This is a genomic window from Xanthobacter sp. DMC47 (assembly GCF_056313845.1).
Map to the genome: position 1 here is coordinate 589,911 of NZ_JBQUZM010000004.1, position 19,197 is coordinate 609,107.

The 19,197-nt window shown below is 67.6% G+C and carries 19 protein-coding genes; 3 read left to right on the forward strand and 16 right to left on the reverse strand.

Features of this window, described 5'->3' with window-relative positions; translation table 11 throughout:
• Position 1: 1 nt before the first annotated feature.
• The 11 genes from ACT54R_RS14460 to ACT54R_RS14510 form a co-directional block, all read right to left on the reverse strand.
• Positions 2–1,165: an acyltransferase family protein gene (locus ACT54R_RS14460; protein WP_476327393.1), complete on the reverse strand. Its 1,164-nt coding sequence runs from the start codon at positions 1,163–1,165 to the stop codon at positions 2–4.
• 179 nt (positions 1,166–1,344) lie between these two features.
• Positions 1,345–2,289, reverse strand: a complete 945-nt coding sequence (locus ACT54R_RS14465; protein WP_476327395.1) for an NAD(P)H-dependent flavin oxidoreductase — start codon at positions 2,287–2,289, stop codon at positions 1,345–1,347.
• A 173-nt stretch (positions 2,290–2,462) separates the two neighbouring features.
• Positions 2,463–3,380, reverse strand: a complete 918-nt coding sequence (locus ACT54R_RS14470) for an enoyl-CoA hydratase-related protein (RefSeq protein WP_476327397.1) — start codon at positions 3,378–3,380, stop codon at positions 2,463–2,465.
• A gap of 3 nt (positions 3,381–3,383) precedes the next feature.
• Positions 3,384–4,592 carry an acetyl-CoA C-acetyltransferase gene (locus ACT54R_RS14475; protein WP_476327399.1) on the reverse strand — a complete coding sequence of 403 codons (1,209 nt, stop codon included), beginning with the start codon at positions 4,590–4,592 and terminating at the stop codon, positions 3,384–3,386.
• A 24-nt stretch (positions 4,593–4,616) separates the two neighbouring features.
• Complete coding sequence (locus ACT54R_RS14480; RefSeq protein WP_476327401.1) at positions 4,617–6,422, reverse strand: AMP-dependent synthetase/ligase; 1,806 nt, start codon at positions 6,420–6,422, stop codon at positions 4,617–4,619.
• Between the two features lie 10 nt (positions 6,423–6,432).
• Positions 6,433–7,251: an ABC transporter ATP-binding protein gene (locus tag ACT54R_RS14485; protein ID WP_476327403.1), complete on the reverse strand. Its 819-nt coding sequence runs from the start codon at positions 7,249–7,251 to the stop codon at positions 6,433–6,435.
• A 147-nt stretch (positions 7,252–7,398) separates the two neighbouring features.
• Positions 7,399–8,580 carry an ABC transporter substrate-binding protein gene (locus ACT54R_RS14490; protein WP_476327405.1) on the reverse strand — a complete coding sequence of 394 codons (1,182 nt, stop codon included), beginning with the start codon at positions 8,578–8,580 and terminating at the stop codon, positions 7,399–7,401.
• Between the two features lie 44 nt (positions 8,581–8,624).
• On the reverse strand, positions 8,625–9,668 hold the full coding sequence (locus tag ACT54R_RS14495; protein ID WP_168456453.1) for a branched-chain amino acid ABC transporter permease: 1,044 nt from the start codon (positions 9,666–9,668) through the stop codon (positions 8,625–8,627).
• Positions 9,668–10,546 (reverse strand): branched-chain amino acid ABC transporter permease, encoded by an 879-nt coding sequence (locus tag ACT54R_RS14500; RefSeq protein WP_029557956.1) that lies wholly within the window; start codon positions 10,544–10,546, stop codon positions 9,668–9,670. The genes ACT54R_RS14495 and ACT54R_RS14500 overlap by 1 nt, the downstream gene beginning before the upstream one ends.
• Positions 10,546–11,400, reverse strand: coding sequence for an ABC transporter ATP-binding protein (locus ACT54R_RS14505; protein ID WP_476327407.1), 855 nt, complete (start codon positions 11,398–11,400; stop codon positions 10,546–10,548). Before ACT54R_RS14505 ends, ACT54R_RS14500 begins: the two co-directional genes overlap by 1 nt.
• 126 nt (positions 11,401–11,526) lie before the next feature.
• Positions 11,527–12,288: a FadR/GntR family transcriptional regulator gene (locus ACT54R_RS14510; protein ID WP_476329188.1), complete on the reverse strand. Its 762-nt coding sequence runs from the start codon at positions 12,286–12,288 to the stop codon at positions 11,527–11,529.
• Between the two features lie 383 nt (positions 12,289–12,671).
• On the opposite strand from ACT54R_RS14510, the gene ACT54R_RS14515 reads away from it, so the two are divergent.
• The 3 genes from ACT54R_RS14515 (at position 12,672) to ACT54R_RS14525 (ending at position 14,559) form a co-directional block, all read left to right on the forward strand.
• Entirely contained in the window at positions 12,672–13,370 is a 699-nt protein-coding gene (locus tag ACT54R_RS14515) for an alpha/beta hydrolase (protein ID WP_476327409.1), read from the forward strand.
• Positions 13,339–14,007: a cysteine dioxygenase family protein gene (locus ACT54R_RS14520; RefSeq protein WP_476327411.1), complete on the forward strand. Its 669-nt coding sequence runs from the start codon at positions 13,339–13,341 to the stop codon at positions 14,005–14,007. The genes ACT54R_RS14515 and ACT54R_RS14520 overlap by 32 nt, the downstream gene beginning before the upstream one ends.
• 66 nt (positions 14,008–14,073) lie before the next feature.
• Entirely contained in the window at positions 14,074–14,559 is a 486-nt protein-coding gene (locus tag ACT54R_RS14525; protein ID WP_476327413.1) for a YybH family protein, read from the forward strand.
• A gap of 20 nt (positions 14,560–14,579) precedes the next feature.
• On the opposite strand, the gene ACT54R_RS14530 is transcribed toward ACT54R_RS14525, so the two are convergent.
• From ACT54R_RS14530 to ACT54R_RS14550, 5 genes are all read right to left on the reverse strand, one after another.
• Positions 14,580–14,789, reverse strand: coding sequence for a hypothetical protein (locus ACT54R_RS14530; RefSeq protein WP_476327415.1), 210 nt, complete (start codon positions 14,787–14,789; stop codon positions 14,580–14,582).
• Positions 14,758–15,051 carry a BrnT family toxin gene (locus ACT54R_RS14535; RefSeq protein ID WP_476327417.1) on the reverse strand — a complete coding sequence of 98 codons (294 nt, stop codon included), beginning with the start codon at positions 15,049–15,051 and terminating at the stop codon, positions 14,758–14,760. Before ACT54R_RS14535 ends, ACT54R_RS14530 begins: the two co-directional genes overlap by 32 nt.
• 142 nt (positions 15,052–15,193) lie before the next feature.
• Positions 15,194–16,213, reverse strand: a complete 1,020-nt coding sequence (gene ilvC / locus ACT54R_RS14540; protein WP_168456447.1) for a ketol-acid reductoisomerase — start codon at positions 16,211–16,213, stop codon at positions 15,194–15,196.
• 148 nt (positions 16,214–16,361) lie between these two features.
• Positions 16,362–16,877: an acetolactate synthase small subunit gene (ilvN, locus tag ACT54R_RS14545; RefSeq protein ID WP_168456446.1), complete on the reverse strand. Its 516-nt coding sequence runs from the start codon at positions 16,875–16,877 to the stop codon at positions 16,362–16,364.
• A 136-nt stretch (positions 16,878–17,013) separates the two neighbouring features.
• Complete coding sequence (locus tag ACT54R_RS14550) at positions 17,014–18,774, reverse strand: acetolactate synthase 3 large subunit (RefSeq protein ID WP_476327419.1); 1,761 nt, start codon at positions 18,772–18,774, stop codon at positions 17,014–17,016.
• Between the last annotated feature and the right edge of the window lie 423 nt (positions 18,775–19,197).

The window sequence follows — 19,197 nt, forward strand, 5'->3', positions numbered from 1 at the left end:
CTTACGCCGCGGCGAGCCGCGCCCGTCCCCATTTGCGCACGGCGTGCAGGCCATCGAGCACCGGCCGCTCCACCGCCGCGAGGAACACGCTGGCGAGGGCGAACGTCGCCAGCGCCGTGAGCGCGAAGAGGAGCGCGAGCCCTCCCACGCCGAGCGGCGCGAAATGCACGAAGGCCCAGGCCGCCGGCCCCACGATCAGCGGCACATGCACCAGATAGAGCGGGAAGGAGAGCGCGCCGAGATGCTGCAGCGCCGGCCGCTCGAACAGGTCGCGCAGCCAGGGCGTGGTGAGGAACGCGACGATGACGAGGAGCGCCCCCGCCTCCCGCCATCCTGCGCCGCCGAGGCGCGAGAGAACGGCATCGGCGAGGCCCGGCCCATCCGCATGGCCGGGATAGGTGGCGCCCAGCACGAGGCCGAGAAGCGCGAGCAGCGTGCCCGCCACCGGCATGGGCCGGAGCCAGCCACGCAGCTCGAACACCAGCGCGCCGCCGCAGAAGGCGGCGAGCGAAAAGTTGCCGGCGATGGCGAGGCCAAGGAGCCCCGCCACCAGCGCCGGCACCCGCGCCGGCCCTCGCACCAGGGCATAGCCGCCATAGATGAGGAACGAGCCCATCAGCTCGATGCGCATGGTCCAGAGCGGATTGTCGAACAGGGGCTTGCCGGTCCCCACGAACACTTGAACCGCCCCCTCCCAGGCCGCCTGCCATAAGGGCGGGATGGGCGGCTGGTGGGTCCAGCGGAACCAGGAACTGCCGGTGAGCGCCTGCGCCGCCTTGCCGGCCTCGGGAAAGCCGGCGATCCAGAACCACGCAATCAGCGAGCCGGCGAGCGCCGGCAGGGCGAGGCGGAAGTAGCGCAAGCCGATCAAGAGCGGCGCTTCCTTCAGCGTGCGCGGCGCCGAGGCGGCCAGCACGAAGCCGCTCAGAGCGAAGAAGACGGCGACCGAGAAATGCCCGTTCCACAGCACCGCCAGCGGCGTGTCGGACACCGAGAACCCCTCGCGCCCCCAGGAGCGGAAGGGGCCGGGCACGAAGGCATAGAAGAAATGGAAGATCGCGACGGTACAGGAGGCAAAGCCCCGCAGGCCGTCGAGGCTCGTCACGCGCCCCAGTGGAGGATCGGCGTGGGGCGGATCGATGAGGTGTGTTCCGGAAACGGGCATCAGGCGGGCATCGGGGCAGCAAGCAGAAGCCGGACCGTAGCGCCGTCATGGGCGCAGGTCCATGCCAGGCCGCCGTGCGCCCGGCTCGAACCGAGCCCTATTTCCGCCGTGTGGCCCGACCCCCGCATGGGCCCTCCGGTCGAGCCGGAAGGCGACGATGGACCAAGCCGCTTGCCCGCTCAGGCCCCTGCGAACGCGTCCGACGTCAGCGCCTTGAGCGCTGCGCGATATTCCTCCCTAAGCCGCGCGCACAGCTCGGCCGCGCCGGGCAGGTCGGCGATGCCGCCCACCCCCTGCCCGGCCGACCACACGGTCTTCCACGCCTTCGCCTCGTTGGACATGTCGAGCTTGGCATGGCCCTGGAGATTGTCCGGGTCGAGCCCGGCGGCGCGGATGCTGGGCTTCATGAAGTTGGCGTTCACGCCGCTGATGGCCGGCGTGTAGAGGATGTCCGCCGCCGAGGAGGACAGGATCATGTCCTTGAATTCCTGCGGCACCATGGCCTCGCGCGTGGCGATGAAGCGCGTGCCCATGTAGGCGAGGTCCGCCCCCACCGCGCGGGCGGCGAGGATCTGGGCGCCGGTGTTGATGGCCCCAGCCATCAGGATGGTGCCGGCGAACACCTGCCTTATCTCGGTGACGAGGGCGAAGGGGCTGATCTGCCCCGCATGGCCGCCCGCCCCGGCGGACACGGCGATGATGCCATCCACGCCGGCTTCCGCTGCCTTCTCCGCATGGCGGCGGCTGATGACATCGTGGAAGACGACGCCGCCATAGGAATGCACCGCCTTCACGAGGTCCGGCACCGCGCCGAGCGAGGTGATGATGAGCGGGACCTTCTCCTCGACGCAGATGGCGAGGTCCGCCTCCAGCCGCGGGTTGGACTTGTGGACGATGAGGTTGACGCCGAACGGCGCCGCATCCGGCGTGGCGGCGAGCCGCTCCTTGATCTCGCGCACCCAGTCGCGGAAGCCCTCGCTGGTGCGGGCGTTGAGCGCCGGGAAGGTGCCCACGAGCCCCGAGCGCGAGACTTCCACCACGAGATCCGAGCCGGAGGTCAGGAACATGGGTGCGGCGACCGCGGGGATTTTCAGGCGGCCCTCGAAGGCGGCGGGAAGCGGCATGGGTTGGTCCTTATCCTTGGGGCGGCGGGGCCGCCGTCTCGTTTGTGAATTTCGAACCGTCATGCCCCGGCTCGTCCGGGGCATCCACCGCGCCGCCCGGTCGGTGCTTCGCAATCGGGCACTCTTCTAGCGGCCAAGTGGATCCCCCGGACAAGCCGGGGGATGACAACCGCCTAAGGCGTCGCTCCGCCCCCCTTCGCGGCCTGGCGGGCGAAGAAGGCGGCGATCTTCTCCTGCGCCTGTGCGCTTTGGATAAGGCCGGCGCAATAATCGCGCTCCACCTTCAGCGCCGTGTCCATGGGCAGGCGCGCGCCCTCGAACACGCAGGAGAGGATGGCGCGCGGGGCGGGGTCTTCCCCCTTGGTGCGCGCCAGCACGCGGGCGTTCCAGAGGGCGAAAAGGTCTCCCGCGGCGGTGCTTGTAGGCGCGAGGCCGGGCAGGCGGAAGCCCTTCACATCCCATGCCGCGACGGCGCTCACCCGGCCCTCGCGCAGGGCCGCCTTCGCTGCGGGGATGAGATCGTCCGGCGCCACGACCGCATCGATCAGCCCCGCCGCCTGCGCCTCGGCGGCGCTCATGGGGCGACCCTCCAGCAGGATGGGCAAGGCGGCGGCCATGCCGAGGCGGCGCAGCACGCGCTGGGTGCCCCCCGCGCCCGGCAATATGCCGAGGGTCACCTCTGGCAGACCGAACAGCCCCTTCGGATTGGCGGCGGCGAGGCGGTGATGGCAGGCGAGCATCAGCTCCAGCCCTGCGCCTAGCGCGGTGCCCGGCGCGGCGGCGACCACCGGCTTGCCGCACGTCTCCAGCCTGCGGAACAGCGCGCCCATGCGGCCGATGCGGCGCGCCGCTTCCGGCAAAGTCACGTCCGGCGCCGCGAGGCCGTTCATGATCGAAAGGTCCGCCCCGGCGAGGAAGGAGGACTTTCCAGAGGTGACGATGACGCCGGAGACGGCGCCATCCGCCGCCAGCCGTTCCACCTCGGCCTCCAGCGCATCCACCAGCCCCCAGCCGAGCGTGTTCACCGACCGGCCGGGCTGGTCGAGGATGAGAATGGCGATGCCGTCGCCGTCGATCTCGGTGCGCAGCATGGCTCAGACCCGTTCGATGATGGTGGCGACGCCCATGCCGGCGCCGATGCACAGGGTGGCGAGCGCCGTGGCCTTCCCCGTTCGCTCCAGTTCGTCGAGCACCGTACCAAGGATCATGGCGCCGGTGGCACCGAGCGGATGGCCCATGGCGATAGCACCGCCGTTCACGTTCACCTGCGCGGGGTCGAGGCCCAAGGCGTCGGTGAAGCGCAACGCCACGGCGGCGAAGGCCTCGTTGATCTCGAAGAGGTCGATGTCCGCAACCGCCATCCCCGCCCGCTTCAGCGCCTTGTCGGCAGCGAAGGAGGGAGCGGTGAGCATGATGGTGGGCTCAGAGCCAATCTCCGCGAAGGCGCGGATGCGCGCGCGCGGCCTCAGGCCCGCCGCCTCGCCGGCCTCGCGCGTGCCGATGAGCACAGCGGCGGCGCCATCCACGATGCCGGAAGAATTGCCGGCGTGATGGACATGGGCGATCTCCCCGACTTCGGGATAGCGCAGGCGCGCGATGGCATCGAAGCCGGGGTCGGCGCCCATGGCGGCGAAGGCGGGCTTGAGACGGGCGAGATTCTCCACGCTGGAATTGCCCCGCACCGTCTCGTCGCGGTCCAGCATCACCTCGCCGATAGTGTCGGTGACGGGCACGATGGAGCGGGTGAAGCGGCCTTCCGCCCACGCCCGCGCGGCCCGGTGATGGCTCTCCACGGCAAAGGCATCCACGGCGGCGCGGTCATAGCCCCATTTCGTCGCGATGAGGTCGGCGCTGATGCCCTGCGGCACGAAGCGGGTGGCGAAGGCCACGTCCGGATCCTGGCTCCACGCCCCGCCGTCCGAAAGGATGGGAATGCGCGACATGGATTCACAACCAGCGCCGATCACCATGTCCGCCTGCCCCGCCATCACCTTGGCGGAGGCCATGTTCACCGCCTCCAGCCCGGAGCCGCAGAAGCGGTTGATCTGAACGCCCGCGACCTCCTCGTCATAGCCCGCACGCAGAGCCGCGATGCGCGGCAGGCACTGGCCCTGCTCGCCGATGGGCATGACGACGCCCATCACGATGTCGCTCACCTGCGCCGTGTCCAGTTGGCTGCGGTTGCGCAGCGCGGATAGCACGGTGGCAGCAAGATGCACGGGCGTTGCCGCATGCAGCGCGCCATCCGGCTTGCCGCGGCCGCGCGGGGTGCGCACGTGATCGAAGATGTAGGCGTCCGGCATGGAGAATCCTTGCAGCCCCGAAGGTCAGGCGTAGAGGCCTTCGATCTCGGTGGCGTATTTCTTCTGGATGTTGGAGCGGCGGATCTTCATGGTCGCCGTCACCTCGTCGTCGTCGTGGTCCAGCTCCTTGGTGAGGAGGTGGAAACGGCGGATGTGGGAGACCTGCGCCAATTCCCCATTGGCCTTGGCGATCTCGCCCTCGATCAGCGCGCGGACCTGCGGGTTCTCCACGAGATTGCGGAAATTGGTGTAGGAAATCGCCTTCTCCTCCGCCCATTTGCCCACCGTCTCGAAATCGATCTGGATGAGGGCGGAGACATATTTGCGCGCCTCGCCGATGACGATGCATTCCTTGATGAAGACGCTCGATTTCGCGACGTTCTCGATCTCCGACGGGCTCAGGTTCTTGCCGCCCGCCGTAATCATGATGTCCTTCAGGCGATCCACGATCTTCACCTGATCGCCCACCATCTCCACCACGTCGCCGGTGTAGAGCCAGCCGTCGCGGAGCGCCGCCGTCGTCGCCTCCTCATTGCGGTAGTAGCCGGCGAACACGAGGTCGCCTTTCACGAGCAGTTCGTTGTGCGGGCCGAGCTTCACCTCCACGCCCTCCGCCGCCGGACCGACGCAGCCGGGGCGGAGATCGGTGAGGCGCTGGCCGGTGCACATGCCGGTGGTCTCGGTGGCGCCATAGACTTCCACAAGAGGCACACCGAGCGTGCGGAAGAAGCGCACGATATTGGGCGAGATCGGCGCCGCGCCGGTCATCGCTACCTTGGCGCGCCGGAGGCCAATGAAATTCTGCAGGGCACGGAAGAAGAGCAGGTAGGCCACCAAGAAGATCGCCCGCTCCTTCAGCGAGCGCCGCGACGGATGCTTTTCGGCGAACGGCTCGCACGCCTTCACGAGGCGCTCGTACAGCGCCCGGCGCAGGCCGCCCGCCTCCATCATCTTGATGGTGATGGAGGCCGCGAGCTTCTCCCAGATGCGCGGCACGCCGAGGAACATGGTGGGGGCGACCTCGCGCAGGTCCTCCTGGATGGTGCGGATGCTCTCGCCGAAATTCACCTGGGAGCCGAGATAGATGGGCGCCATGGTGGTGAGCATCTGCTCGGCCACGTGGCAGAGCGGCAGATAGGAGACATGGGTGGTGGTTTCGTCGAGGCGAAGGCGCTCCGTGAGCGCGATCGCCTCGGCGCGCAGATTGCGATAGGTGAGCATCGCCCCCTTGGGCTTTCCGGTGGAGCCGGAGGTGTAGATCATCAGCGCCACGTCGGTGAGCGACTGGCGCGCCAGCGCGGCGTCGATCAGGCCGGGGTGCGCGGCGCGGTGGGCGGCGCCCATCTCGATCATGGTGTCGAAGGCGATCACCTCGCCGCCCACATAGGTGCGCAGACCCTTCTTCTCCACCACCACGATGCGCCGGAGCTTGGGCAGCTCGTCGCGCCGCTCAAGCACCTTGTCCACCTGCTCCTGGTCCTCGCAGACGACGATCTCCGCCTCCGCGTGGCCCAGCACATAGGCCACCTCGTTCGCCGGGCTGGTGGGATAGACACCCACCGTGACCGCACCGAGGAGGCCGGCGCCCAGCTGCGTCAGCACCCATTCGATGCGATTTTCAGAGAGCACCGCCACATGCCCGCCCTCCGGCAGGCCGAGCGCGCGCAGGCCGTGGCCGGCAAGTGCCGCGCGCTCGAAATAGGCCTGCCACGACACCGGATTCCAGATGCCGAAATCCTTCTGGCGGATGGCCGTGCGCGCGCCGACGCGCTCCGCGTTGAGACGCAGCATCTGCGGCAAAGTGAGGTCGGGAAAGGTGGGTGCGGTCATGGTCGCGCGCTCACGAAAGCCAGCGCTTGCGGCGCTTGTAGTGCTTGATGTCGCGGTAGCTCTTCGCCCCCGCCTCCCCGGCCATGCCGAGGTAGAATTCACGCACGTCCTGGTCGGCCATCAGCCGCTCGGTGGGGCCGTCCAGCACGATCTTGCCGGTCTCCATGATGTAGCCGTAGTGCGAGACGGCGAGCGCCACCGCTGCATTCTGCTCCACCAGCAGCATGGAGACGCCCCGCTCGCGATTGATGCGGGCGATGATGGTGAAGATCTCCTCCACCAGCTTCGGCGACAGGCCAAGCGAGGGTTCATCCAGCAGGATCAGCTTCGGCTCCGCCACCAGCGCACGGCCGATGGCGAGCATCTGCTGCTCGCCGCCGGAGAGATAGCCGGCGCGACCGTTGCGGCGCTCGTGCAGGCGGGGAAAATACTCGTACACCGCATCGAAGGAGGAGGGCTTCGCCGCCCGCCCGGTGAGGGCGTAAGTGGCGGCAACGAGGTTCTCCTCCACTGTGAGATCCTCGAAAATGCGCCGCCCCTCCATCACGTGGAACAGGCCGCGGCGCACAAGCATGTGCGGCTTCTCGGCTCCGCTCGCCGCCCCGTCGAAGGTGATGGCGCCGGAGGTGACGTCGCCGTCCTCCAGCGCGAGAAGGCCGGACACCGCCTTGAGGGTGGTGGACTTGCCGGCGCCGTTGGAGCCCAGCAGCGCCACAACCTTCCCGGCCTCCACCTTCAGCGACAGGCCGCGCAGCACCTGGATCGTCTTGTTGTAGACGACCTCGATGTTGGAGATGTCGAGGATGGGGGCGCCTGGAGTCTCAGTCATTGTTCCCCCCGCCCACCGCCGTCATGCTCCGGCGCGACCGGAGCATCCATGCCCCCGCCCCGCGCCAGCACCCGGAGGCCCGATGGGCCCTCCGGTCAAGCCGGAGGGCGACGGCGGGAGGAAAGATGAGCAGAGCGGTCATCGCCATCACTTCTTCAGGCTGATCCAGTCGGACGCCGGCTTCATCTGTTTTTCGGCGGCATTGAACTGGTAGATGCGGCCGACCGGAACGGAATTTCCGGGTACGGAGATCGGAACGCCGATGATGCCGCCGGTGTCGAAATCCTTGATGGAGTTGAGGGCGGCCTTCAGCGTCTTGCCGTTCAGCTCCTGACCGGCAGCGAGCGTGCGCTTGGCCGCCTCGCCCATGAGCATGGCGGTGAGGAAACCCTGCATGTAGCCCGTTGCCTGATAGGTCGGGCGCAGCTTGCGGATCTTCTCGAGGATCGGCGCGTCGGGCGCGGTGTCGTAATAATAGCGGTACGGCATCACGCCCATGAAGCCGTCCGCCGGGGCGCCCACATTGGCCCAGAGCGAATTGTCCATGGACCAAAAGGTGCCCATGAACTTGGTCTTGAGCCCGAGTTGCTTGGCCTGGGACATGAATTCCGGCAGCGGCGCCAGCACGTAGCCGTGGAAGATGGTGAAATCCGGATTGGCGCGGCGCAGCTTCAGCACTTCGGTGGAGACGTCCACGGCGGAGGGCGGGGTGACGATCTGCGCCACCACGTCGAGACCCAAGGCCTTCGCCCGCTTCACGCTCGCTTCGATGGGGTCGCGGCCGAACTCGGTGTCCGAATTCACGAAGACGAGCTTCGCGCCCGGCTGCGCCTTGGCGATGTATTCGAGCAGGATGGCGAACATTTCCACATAGTCCGGCCCGGCCATGAACTGGAACGGATACTTCGCGGGATCGTTCAGCTCGCTGCCGAAGGAGGCGCCAGCCATGAGGATGGTGCCGCGGCGGTTCAGCTCCTCGTTGATGGTCTTCGCGAAGCCGGTACTGTCGCCATAGTAGAGATGGATGTCGTTCTGCGTGGTGAGCTTGTTGAACACCGCAACGGACGTATCCACCTTGTACGCGGTGTCCTCATAGGCGAGGCGCAGCTTGCGCCCGGCGATGCCGCCGGCCTCGTTGGTGAGCTTCACATAGTCCGACATGCCCGCCTCGATGGCGACGCCGGCGAAGGCGAACACGCCGGTAAGCGGGATGGAGCCGCCGATGACGATCTCCTTCTCCTGCGCATAGGCGGTGAAGCCGGGGAAGGCCGAGGCGAGGCCGGCGCCGGCGGCGAGGCCCATGATCTGGCGTCTGTTGAGACTGGTCATTGGCGTTTTCTCCCTTGGATCTTTTTACTTGGTCTTTTCTGGTGTCACGTGCGGAACGGCCACAGATGGAAGAACCGGCGCGCACGGCGCACCATTTCCGCCAGCCCATGCGGCTCGAAGACGAGGAAGAGGATGATGAGCGCGCCGAACACGATGGTACGCACGGGCGAGAGCGCCGCGCCCGCATTGGGGAAGATGGGCGCGAGCCAGTCCACCACGTACTTCAGCAGCTCCGGCACCAGCGTCATGAAGGCTGCGCCCAGAACCGAGCCGATGATGGTGCCGAGCCCGCCCACGATGACCGCCGCGAGGAAGAATATGGAGGTGGCGAAGGGAAAGCTTTCCGGCGTCACCACGCGGAAGAAATAGGCCCACATGCCGCCCGCCACGCCCGCATAAAAAGACGAGAGGGCGAAGCTCATGAGCTTGTAGCGCAGCAGCGGAATGCCCAGCACCTCGGCCGAGATGTCCCGGTCGCGGATGGCGATGAAGGCGCGGCCGATGCGGGTGCGGAAGAGGTTCGCGGCACCCAGCACCATGAGGCACGTGATGGGCACGATGACGAAATAGAGCGCGAACGGGCTCGCCAGCTCCAGCCCGAACAGCCGCGCCGGCGCGACATTGATGCCGCGCACGCCGCCTGTCACCGACACCCAGTGGGTGAAGACGAAATGCAGGATCACCGAGGCTGCGATGGTGGCGATGGCGAGATAGAGCCCCTTCACCCTGAGGCTCGGAATGCCCACCAGCACGCCCACGAAGGCCGCGACGAAACCGGCCGCGAGGATGTTGAGAAGGAACGGCGTTCCGACCTGCCCCTCGAAGAAGGCAACCGTGTAGGCCCCCACCGCCATGAAGGCCGCCTGCCCGAGGCTGACGAGGCCAGTAAAGCCGGTGAGAATATTGAGCCCCGTCGCACTCGCCACGTTGATCGCGACAAGACAGGCCAGATAAAGCCAGTATTGGTTGAGCACGAAGGGCGCGAGCACCAGCATCGCGAGGAGCACGCCCATCCACGCCCGCTGCGTCGCGGTGACGAGCAGCCCCTCGTCGGCGATATAGGTTTCCTTGGCGGTCGCGATGCGCATCAGAGCCGCTCGATCTCCACGGTGCCGAACAGGCCGTAGGGCCGGATCATCAGCGCCGCGATGAGGATGGAGAAGGTGGTGACGAGCTTGTACTCGCCGCCGAGGAAGGTGCCGGCCCAGGCCTCCACGAGGCCGATGAGAATGCCGCCGACGAGCGCGCCGAGCACGCTGTCCAGCCCGCCGATGATGACCACCACCAGCGCCGAGAGGCCGAACACGCCCATGGTAGGCGAGATGCCCCCGATGGCGCCCACCAGCAGTCCCGCCCCGGCGGCGGTGGCGCAGGCCACCATCCAGGCCAGCGAAAAGACGGCCGGCACGTTGATGCCGCAGGAATAGGCCGCCGCCTGGTCGGTCGCCGTGGCACGCAGGGCGACGCCGCCGCGCCAGAAGCGGAACAGCAGCAGGAACAGGGCGATGACCAGCGCGGACACGACAAAGCCGATGGCGATCTTGCGCGACACATAGGCCTCGCCGATGAACACCGGCGCCTGCCCCATGAAGTCCGGCAGCGCGCGGGGGTCCGTGTTCCAGATCAGCTCCGTGGCGCCGATGAGCACCGAGCCGAGCCCCACCGTGAGCATCAGCACGGAGATGGAGCTCTCCCCCAGCATGGGCCGGATGAGCGTGCGCTCCACCACGAAGCCAAACAGCGCGCCGCCGGCGATGGCGAGCGGAATGGCAAGCCAGGTGGCGAGGCCGAAGGCGGTGACGAAGGCGAAGAAGAGATATCCCCCCAGCATCAAGATCTCGCCCACCGCGAGATTGATGACGCGCGTTGCCTTGTAGATGAGCACGAAGGACAGAGCCGTCAGCGAAAGCAACGCTCCGGAGCCCAGCCCCGCCAGCGTCACCTCGGTGAAGAAGAGCCAATCCATCAGGCCGCCTCCCCGACGCCCGAGAGCCGGCGCATCAGCTCGGCGGGATCGCCCGAGCCGAGATAGGCGGCGGCGACCTCGGGATTGGCCTGCACCTGCGCTGGCAGGCCTTGCGCGATGACCTTGCCGAAATTCAGCACCACCACATGGTCGGAGATGTCCATCACCATCCCCATGTCGTGCTCCACCATAAGGATGGAGATGCCCCACTCTTCCTTCACGTCGAGGATGAAGCGGGCCATGTCCTCGGTCTCTTCGCGGTTCATGCCGGCGACGGGCTCGTCCAGCATCAGGAGGCGCGGGCGCATGGCCAGCGCGCGCGCCAGCTCCACCCGCTTCTGGAGGCCGTAGGAGAGCGAGGCGACCGGCTTGTTGCGGATGTGGTCGATCTCGAGGAAATCGATGATCTGCCGCTCCACCTCGGCGCGCAGCTCCATCTCTTCAGCCCGGGCCGCCCCCCAATAGGCGAGCGCCTGCAAGAGGTTGGTCTTCATGTGGGCGTGCCGGCCGAGCTTGATGTTGTCGAGCACGGTCATGCCCTTGAAGAGCGCGATGTTCTGGAAGGTGCGCGCCAGCCCCGCCTTCGCCCGCTGCGGCGGGTGGGTGTGGGTGATGTCCGTGCCATCGAGCCGGATGGCGCCCGCGCGCGGACGGTAGAAGCCGGAAATGCAGTTGAAGAGCGAGGTTTTGCCGGCGCCGTTGGGGCCGATAAGGGCCGTGATGGAGCCGGGCCTCACCTCGAAGGACACATCGGTGAGCGCCTTCAGCCCGCCGAACCACAGGCCGAGGCCATCCACCGCCAGGTGCGCGGCGGCCGGCGCAGGCGTTGCCGCGGAGGCGGGCGCGGCGCTCATGCCCTCTCTCCCGGATGCGGGCCGGCGCACGCGCGCCGCCCGGCCGCAGGGACCGAGTTGACCTGTTCCAAGGCATTCCCTCCAAAGCCGCCGGTTTTCCGGCGGTCGTCTTGGCTTTACTTCACTTCAACTCTGCGACTTGCTCAGCGCGTAGCGCGCGAAGATGCGCTCCACCGGCTCGTCGATCTCGCGGCCCGCCCGCACGAAGCCCTTGCGCCAGTCGATCAGGTGCCGGCGCATCCAGGTGCGGGAAAGGTCGAGGTCGCGCGCCTTGACGGCGTCGATGATGAAGCGGTGCGCCTGCGCCATGCGCGCGGCGCCCTCCGGCACCCGACGGCAGATCATTTCCGTCGAGGGAAAGAACAGCAAGGCGGCGGGCTCGCGCGCCATCTCCAGCACACGGTTGCCGCAGGCGCGGGCGAGCAGGGCGTGAAACTCGGAATCCAGTTCCGCCACCACGACCGGATTGTTCACCGCCGCTTCCAGGCGCTCCTGATTTTCCTCCAGCGCGGCCAGCATGTCCGCGTCCGCATGGACCACCGCGCCTTCGACGACCCCCACCTCCAGCACCATGGCGGTGTCGAACAGCTCGCGGAACGTCACGTCCTGCAGCACCAGCGCGCGGCTGATGCGGGTGGAAAGCGCCGCCGGCCGGGGCTCGCAGACGAACAGCTTGCGGCTCGCCTCCCGCCGAACGAGGCCGCCCTGCTCCAGCACGCGGATGCCCTCGCGCACCGTGGAGCGGTTCACCCCGAACTGCCGCACCAGCGCCGCCTCGGTGCCGATCTCATCCCCCGGCCGAAGCCGGCCGGACACGATCTCGGCCTCGATGGCCTCGGCGACCATCTCGTAGGCGGAAGGGACCTTGATGCGGTCGAACCGTTCCATGAGCACCGGGAAATCCGCGAAAGGACACTTTGTCGGACAAAAGGCTATTTATGGGTCAGAGGGTTGTCAACGGGCATTTCGCGGAATGAATGGAGAATTTAAGTTGTTGAAAGTATTATGTTTTAATCGAAAAATATCGAAAGACCGACATATTGTGCATTGCGACATCGCAGGCGCACCAGGCGGACCGCCGGAGGCTGAAGCTCGCCCGGCCCTGTTCTTGCGTGGGCCACGGCTACGTGGCCGGAATTGCCCGGCGTGTGTCGGCGGCGGGTGAACATGCCCTTGATTTTCCGTGATGAATGCGAACGGGCCGGACGCCTTGGCGCCGCGTCGCAAACCCGACAGAGCGTCCCCCGCGACGGATTCCGGGCAACGGCAGGATGACGGCCGCCGTCACCGCCGGGCCGAAGATCGCCGCGCTGTCCTGCGGCAAGCCGGTCTATCTCGTGGTGCTGCTCCATGCCGAGGGCAGTTGCGGGCAGGAGGTGATCGACCTCGCGCTGAATTTCGCGCCCGAACTGCCCAAGGCGGATTTCCTCGCCGCCGAGGCCCCCTTCCCGGCCGCGACGGGCCGCCGGTGGTTTCCCGGCGAGGGCTTTTCCACCGAGGCCATCGTTGCCGGCCTCGCGACCAGCGCCCCGCTGCTCGACGCCTTTCTCGACGAGATGCTGGCGGCGCGGCGTCTGCCGGGCGACCACCTCGCCCTCGTGGGCTTCTCGCAGGGGGCCATGCTGGCTCTCGAGGTGGGCTTGCGCCGCGCCGTGCCGCCCGCCGTCATCATCGCCTTCGGGGGTGCCCTGCCCGAGGCGCGCGACATCGGTCCGCCGCGGGCGAAGCCGCCGGTGGTGTTCATCCATGGCGAGGACGATGCCGTGGTGCCGCTCGCGGACATGATTGCCACCCGCGACCGCCTGAAGGCCCTCGGCCTGCTGGTGAAGAGCATGCGCCGGCCCGGCCTCGGCCATGGCGTGGATGACGATGGCATCGTCGCCGCCGGCAGCGTGCTGGCCGCGACCCTCGTGAAGCCGAAGAAGGCGAGCGATGACCATGACCACGACGACCACGACCATGACCACTGAGACCGGAGCCGCCCCCGTGCCGGACGTCATCGCCCCCCCGCCCGAGCCGCTGCGCCGCTTCTCGTGGGACATCCAGTCCATGGTCGAGCTGGCGGACGATCCCCGCGAAATCCTGATGATCGGCCGCGACCTGATAGGTCGGCTGGTGGCGCAGGACGACTGGCTACCGGAGGTGTTCGCCCGGCTCGATGGCGCGCCGTTCCGCCAGTACCAGCTCTATGCGGACCAGATGACGCGCTTCACCGTCGTCGCCACCGTGCTCGCCCCAGGTGCCGCGCTGCCCCTGTGCGAGCAGACGGTGTGGGAGCTGGCCGGCGTGCTGCGCGGCGAGGTGGTGCGCCAGCGCCTTGCGCTGCCCGAAGGCGCATCGCCGGTCGTGCGGGCGCCGGAGAAGCGCCTTGGCGCGGGCGCGGTGGATGCCTTCTCGCCCAGGGACGGCGATGGACTCGCCATCGCCAACGGCTCGGCCACCGCACCGGCGATCCTGATCGAGGTGCATGGCGCCGAGATCGGCGGTGCGGCGCGCCGCACCGCCGCGCCGGATGGCAGCGTGGGCAGCTTCACCACCGTCTACGCCAACCCGCCCGAGGCGCCGGCGTGGGACATCCTGACCATTCAGGCGCGCATCACGGACTGACTGTTGCCGGGCGACATGCGCCGGTGGTCTAGTCGCCCTGCGCCCGCCGGCGCGGAGACCTGCAAAATGCTGCGCCGCGCCGTCCTGATCCTCGCCCTTCTGCTCGCACCGGCCATCGCACGCGCTGGGGACGGCGCCGCACCGGATCGCGCAGCAGAGGCCGCCATCCGCGCCCGCCTCACCGCCTGGGTCGAGGCGTTCAACCGGGGCGACGCCGCCGCCACCTGCGAACTGTTCTCCGATGATCTGCGGGCTGATGTGCAAGGCGCCCCGGCGGGCGACAAGGCGACCGTCTGCGGGCGCATCGCCAGGGTGCTGGCGAAGTCGGCCGGCAAGCTCGCCTATACTTGCGTGGTTCACGAAATCCTGGTGTCCGGCGACCTCGCCATGGTTCGCCTCACCTGGGTGCTCACCGGGCGGCCGGACGGCAAGGAGATTTCGCAGGACGAGGGCCTGGACATCTTCCGCCGCGACGCCGACGGCGTCTGGCGCATCGCGCGCTATATGGCGTTCACGGTGGATCAGACAGAGCGCGCGGCTCCGGGAAAATGACAGGGCGCGCTGACGGGTCGTTATTCCGCAGCTTCCTTGGGCGGCTTGCGGCGGCTCTTCGCCGGAATGACGAGATCGAACTCGGCAAGTTCCTCGTCGGTGGGCCAGGTCATGTCCTTATCCCACGCCCAGTGCGCGCGGATGTCTTCGTCGCTCATGGCGCGCAGCTTATCCCAGTCGACCTCCTTGATCGCCCGGTCAGCTTCCTCCAATTGCTTCTTGGTAGGCACGCCGCTCGCTCCGCTTCGCCATTCTGAGGGATATGGCCCGCCGCCTCCGGCCTCGCCACGTCCACACACACAATAGCACATCTTCGCCGATGGCAGCCACGGACTCGAAACGCAGCTCGGTCTGGGGCGGCTTGAGGGAACGGCGGTCGAGGCGCGGTCGCCCGTCGAACAGACGACCGGAAATGGAAAGCGGCAAACCATGCTTGGCACGGTTCGCCGCATCCTTGTCGTCATCCCATTCGAGGTCGTCTGTCTCGCCCATCGCGGCCCCCGTCGCCTTTAGATTCTGACATATCCTGGCTTCGCGGCCCAGACTTCGCTCCGGTGACAGTGTCACCGGCCCCGCCAAAAAAAAGCCCCGGAGCAGCGCGGGCTGCTCCGGGGCCTGCCTCAACGAAAGAGGATCAGTTCTTCGACTTGTCCACCAGCGCCTTGGCCTTGATCCAGGGCATCATGGCGCGCAGCTTCTCGCCGACTTCCTCGATGGGGTGGGCGTTGGCGCGGGCGCGGGTGGCCTTGAAGGAGGCCTGGTTGACCTTGTTCTCCAGCATCCAGTCGCGGGTGAACTTGCCGGACTGGATGTCGTTCAGCACGCGCTTCATCTCGGCCTTGGTCTCGGCGGTGATGATGCGGGGGCCGGTGACATACTCGCCGTATTCGGCGGTGTTGGAGATGGAGTAGTTCATGTTGGCGATGCCGCCCTCATAGATGAGGTCGACGATCAGCTTCACCTCGTGGAGGCACTCGAAATAGGCCATCTCGGGGGCGTAGCCGGCTTCCACCAGCGTCTCGAAGCCGGCGCGGATCAGCTCCACGAGGCCGCCGCAGAGCACCACCTGCTCGCCGAAGAGGTCGGTCTCGCACTCTTCCTTGAAGGTGGTCTCGATGACGCCGGCGCGGCCGCCGCCGATGGCGGAGGCGTAGGACAGGCCGAGGTCATGGGCGTTGCCCGAGGCGTCCTGGGCGATGGCGATGAGGGTCGGCACGCCGCCGCCGCGCTGGTACTCGGAACGCACGGTGTGGCCGGGACCCTTGGGGGCGACCATCAGCACGTCGAGGTCCTTGCGGGGCTCGATGAGGTTGAAGTGGACGTTGAGGCCGTGGGCGAACAGCAGCGCCGCGCCGTGCTTCATGTTGTCCGCGAGGCTCTCGCGATAGATGTCGCCCTGCAGCTCGTCGGGGGTGAGCATCATCACCACGTCGGCGATCTTGGCGGCCTCGGCGGGCGCCATCACCTTGAAGCCCTCGGCCTCGGCCTTCTTGGCGGACGCGGAGCCGGGACGCAGGCCGATGATGACATCCTTCACGCCCGAGTCGCGCATGTTGAGCGCGTGGGCATGGCCCTGGCTGCCATAACCGATGACGGCGACCTTCTTGCCCTTGATGAGGTTCAGGTCGGCGTCGCTGTCGTAATAAACGCGCATCGTGGTCTCCTTATGGGCGTTATCTCGAATTGGGGGATGGCCGCGGCTCCTTTGCACCGGATCGCGGCAAATGGAAACAGGCGTTTCGCCCGGCACCGCTGCCGGCGAACGCCTGTTTCCGATTGGTCACATTGTCAGGCCGCGGCCCTCACATGGCCTCCGGCCCGCGGGAGATGGCCACCACGCCGGTGCGCGCCACCTCCACGAGGCCGAGCGGCTCCATCAGCCAGGCGAACTGGTCGATCTTGTCCGACTTGCCGGTGATCTCGAACACGAAGCTTTCGCGCGTCGCGTCGATGACGCGGGCGCGGAAGGCCTCGGCGAGCCTGAGCGCCTCGCCCCTGGCATCGCCCACGCCGCGCACCTTCACCATGGCCAGCTCGCGCTCCAGCGCCGAGGCCTCCACGGTGAGGTCGCGCACCCGGTGGACGGGCACGAGGCGGTCGAGCTGGTTCTTGATCTGCTCGATCACCATGGGCGTGCCGGTGGTGACGATGGTGATGCGCGAGAGGTGGCCCTCGTGGCTCACCTCGGACACCGTGAGGCTGTCGATATTGTAGCCGCGGCCGGAGAACAGGCCGATGACGCGCGCCAGCACGCCCGGCTCGTTATCGACCAGGACGGAGAGGGTGTGGCGCTCGATGGGCTCTTGGGTGTTGGGCATGGATGTCTCGGATGGAAGGGCGTGAGGGCGGCGATGCGCCGAGAAGAGGCTCCCACTCCCCTTGCGGGAGAGGGTTGGGTGCGGGGGTTACGTCCGTCTGGCCAGCGCCGGGCGGCTCCGCCCGGCGCTTCGCGCCTCACACCAGCATCTTGCCCTCGTCGGTGATGGCCTCGTCGAGATCGATCGCCATGTCGCCGAGGATCATCTCGTTGTGGGCGCGGCCCGACGGGATCATGGGGAAGCAGTTTTCCTGCTGGTCCACGATGCAGTCGAAGATCACCGGCCGCTTGATGGCGATCATCTCCTCGATGGCCGCGTCGAGATCGGACGGCTTGTCGCAGCGGATGCCCACGCCGCCATAGGCGTCGGCGAGCTTCACGAAGTCGGGCAGCGCCTCGGAATAGGAGTGCGAGTAGCGCGCGCCGTGCAGCAGTTCCTGCCACTGGCGCACCATGCCCATGTACTTGTTGTTCAGGATGAAGATCTTCACCGGCAGGTCGAACTGCACGGCGGTCGACATCTCCTGCATGTTCATGAGGATGGAGGCCTCGCCGGCGATGTCGATGCACAGGGCGTCGGGGTGCGCCTTCTGCGCGCCGATGGCGGCGGGCAGGCCGTAGCCCATGGTGCCGAGGCCGCCGGAGGTCATCCAGCGGTTCGGCTCCTCGAAGCGGAAGAACTGTGCCGCCCACATCTGGTGCTGGCCCACCTCGGTGGAGATGTAGACGTCCTTGTCCTTGGTGAGATTGTAGAGCCGCTCGATGGCGTACTGCGGCTTGATGATCTCGTCCGAATGCCGGTAGGCGAGGCAGTTGCGCCCCCGCCAGCGGTCGATCTGCGCCCACCAGGCGTCCAGCGCCGCCTTGTCCAGCTTCAGGCCGCGGGCCTTCCAGGCGGCCAGCATGTCGGCGAGCACGCGGGTGCAGTCGCCGATGATGGGCAGGTCCACCTTGACGTTCTTGTTGATGGACGAGGGGTCGATGTCGATGTGGATCTTCTTCGAGCCCGGCGCGAAGGCGTCGAGGCGGCCGGTGATGCGGTCATCGAAGCGCGCGCCGATGCAGACCATCACGTCGCAGCCGTGCATGGCCATGTTGGCCTCGTAGGTGCCGTGCATGCCCAGCATGCCAAGCCACTGGCGATCGGCCGCCGGGAAGGCGCCGAGGCCCATGAGGGTCGAGGTGACGGGCACGCCGGTGAGGCGGGCCAGCTCGCGCAGGATGCGGCTCGCCTCCGGCCCGGAATTGATGACGCCGCCGCCGGTGTAGAAGATCGGCTTCTTCGCGCCCGCCAGCATCTCCACCGCCGCCGCGATCTGCGGCGCCTCGGCGTCGAGCTTGGGACGGTAGGTCTTGTGCTGGATGTTCTCGCGGCCGACATAGGTGCCGGTGGCGAACTGCACGTCCTTGGGGATGTCGACGACCACCGGGCCCGGCCGGCCGTTCTGGGCGACGTAGAAGGCCTCATGCAGTGTGCGCGCGAGGTCATTCACGTCCCGCACCAGGTAATTGTGCTTGGTGCAGGGGCGGGTGATGCCGACCGTGTCGCATTCCTGGAAGGCGTCATTGCCGATGAGGTGGGTGGCCACCTGCCCCGTGATGCAGACGATCGGGATGGAATCCATCAGCGCGTCGGTGAGGCCGGTGACGGCATTGGTGGCGCCGGGGCCGGAGGTGACGAGCACGACGCCGACCTTGCCGGAGGAGCGGGCATAGCCCTCGGCCGAATGCACCGCCGCCTGCTCGTGGCGCACCAGGATGTGCTCGATGTGGTTCTGGTGGAACAGCGCATCGTAGATCGGCAGCACGGCGCCGCCCGGATAGCCGAAGATGTGCTCGACGCCCTGGTCGGCGAAGGCCTGGATCACCATCTCGGCGCCGGTCATCTGCTTGCTCATGGTCCAACTCCCTGCGGGATGCTCTCGGTCCCGGCCGGCGCGCTTCGCCGGACTTTTATCCTTGTCTCCGCCCGGCCTGCGGCCCGGCTCGATCCCGAATTCCGCGCCGGCGCCCCGGCTCAGAAACGACGAAGGGGCCCGAAGGCCCCTCGTCACGCGCCACCTCGTTCGTCACGGCCTTCAGGCCGGACGGAAAGTGGCGCGCCACCCTACGAGAAGAATAATGATCTTGCGCATGTCCGCGCCGTCCCTTTCAAAAGTTGCGCGAAACTACCCATGCGCAGGGGGATCGTCAAGCGCCGATGCACTCCGTTAGGGAATGCGTGGTAGCTTTCCGCAGCTTCCGCCGTGATATTGCCCAAAGTTGGGGGTCTGTATATCAAACCTGCGGTCCCGAAGGATCCGATGAGGAGGGGCACTGCC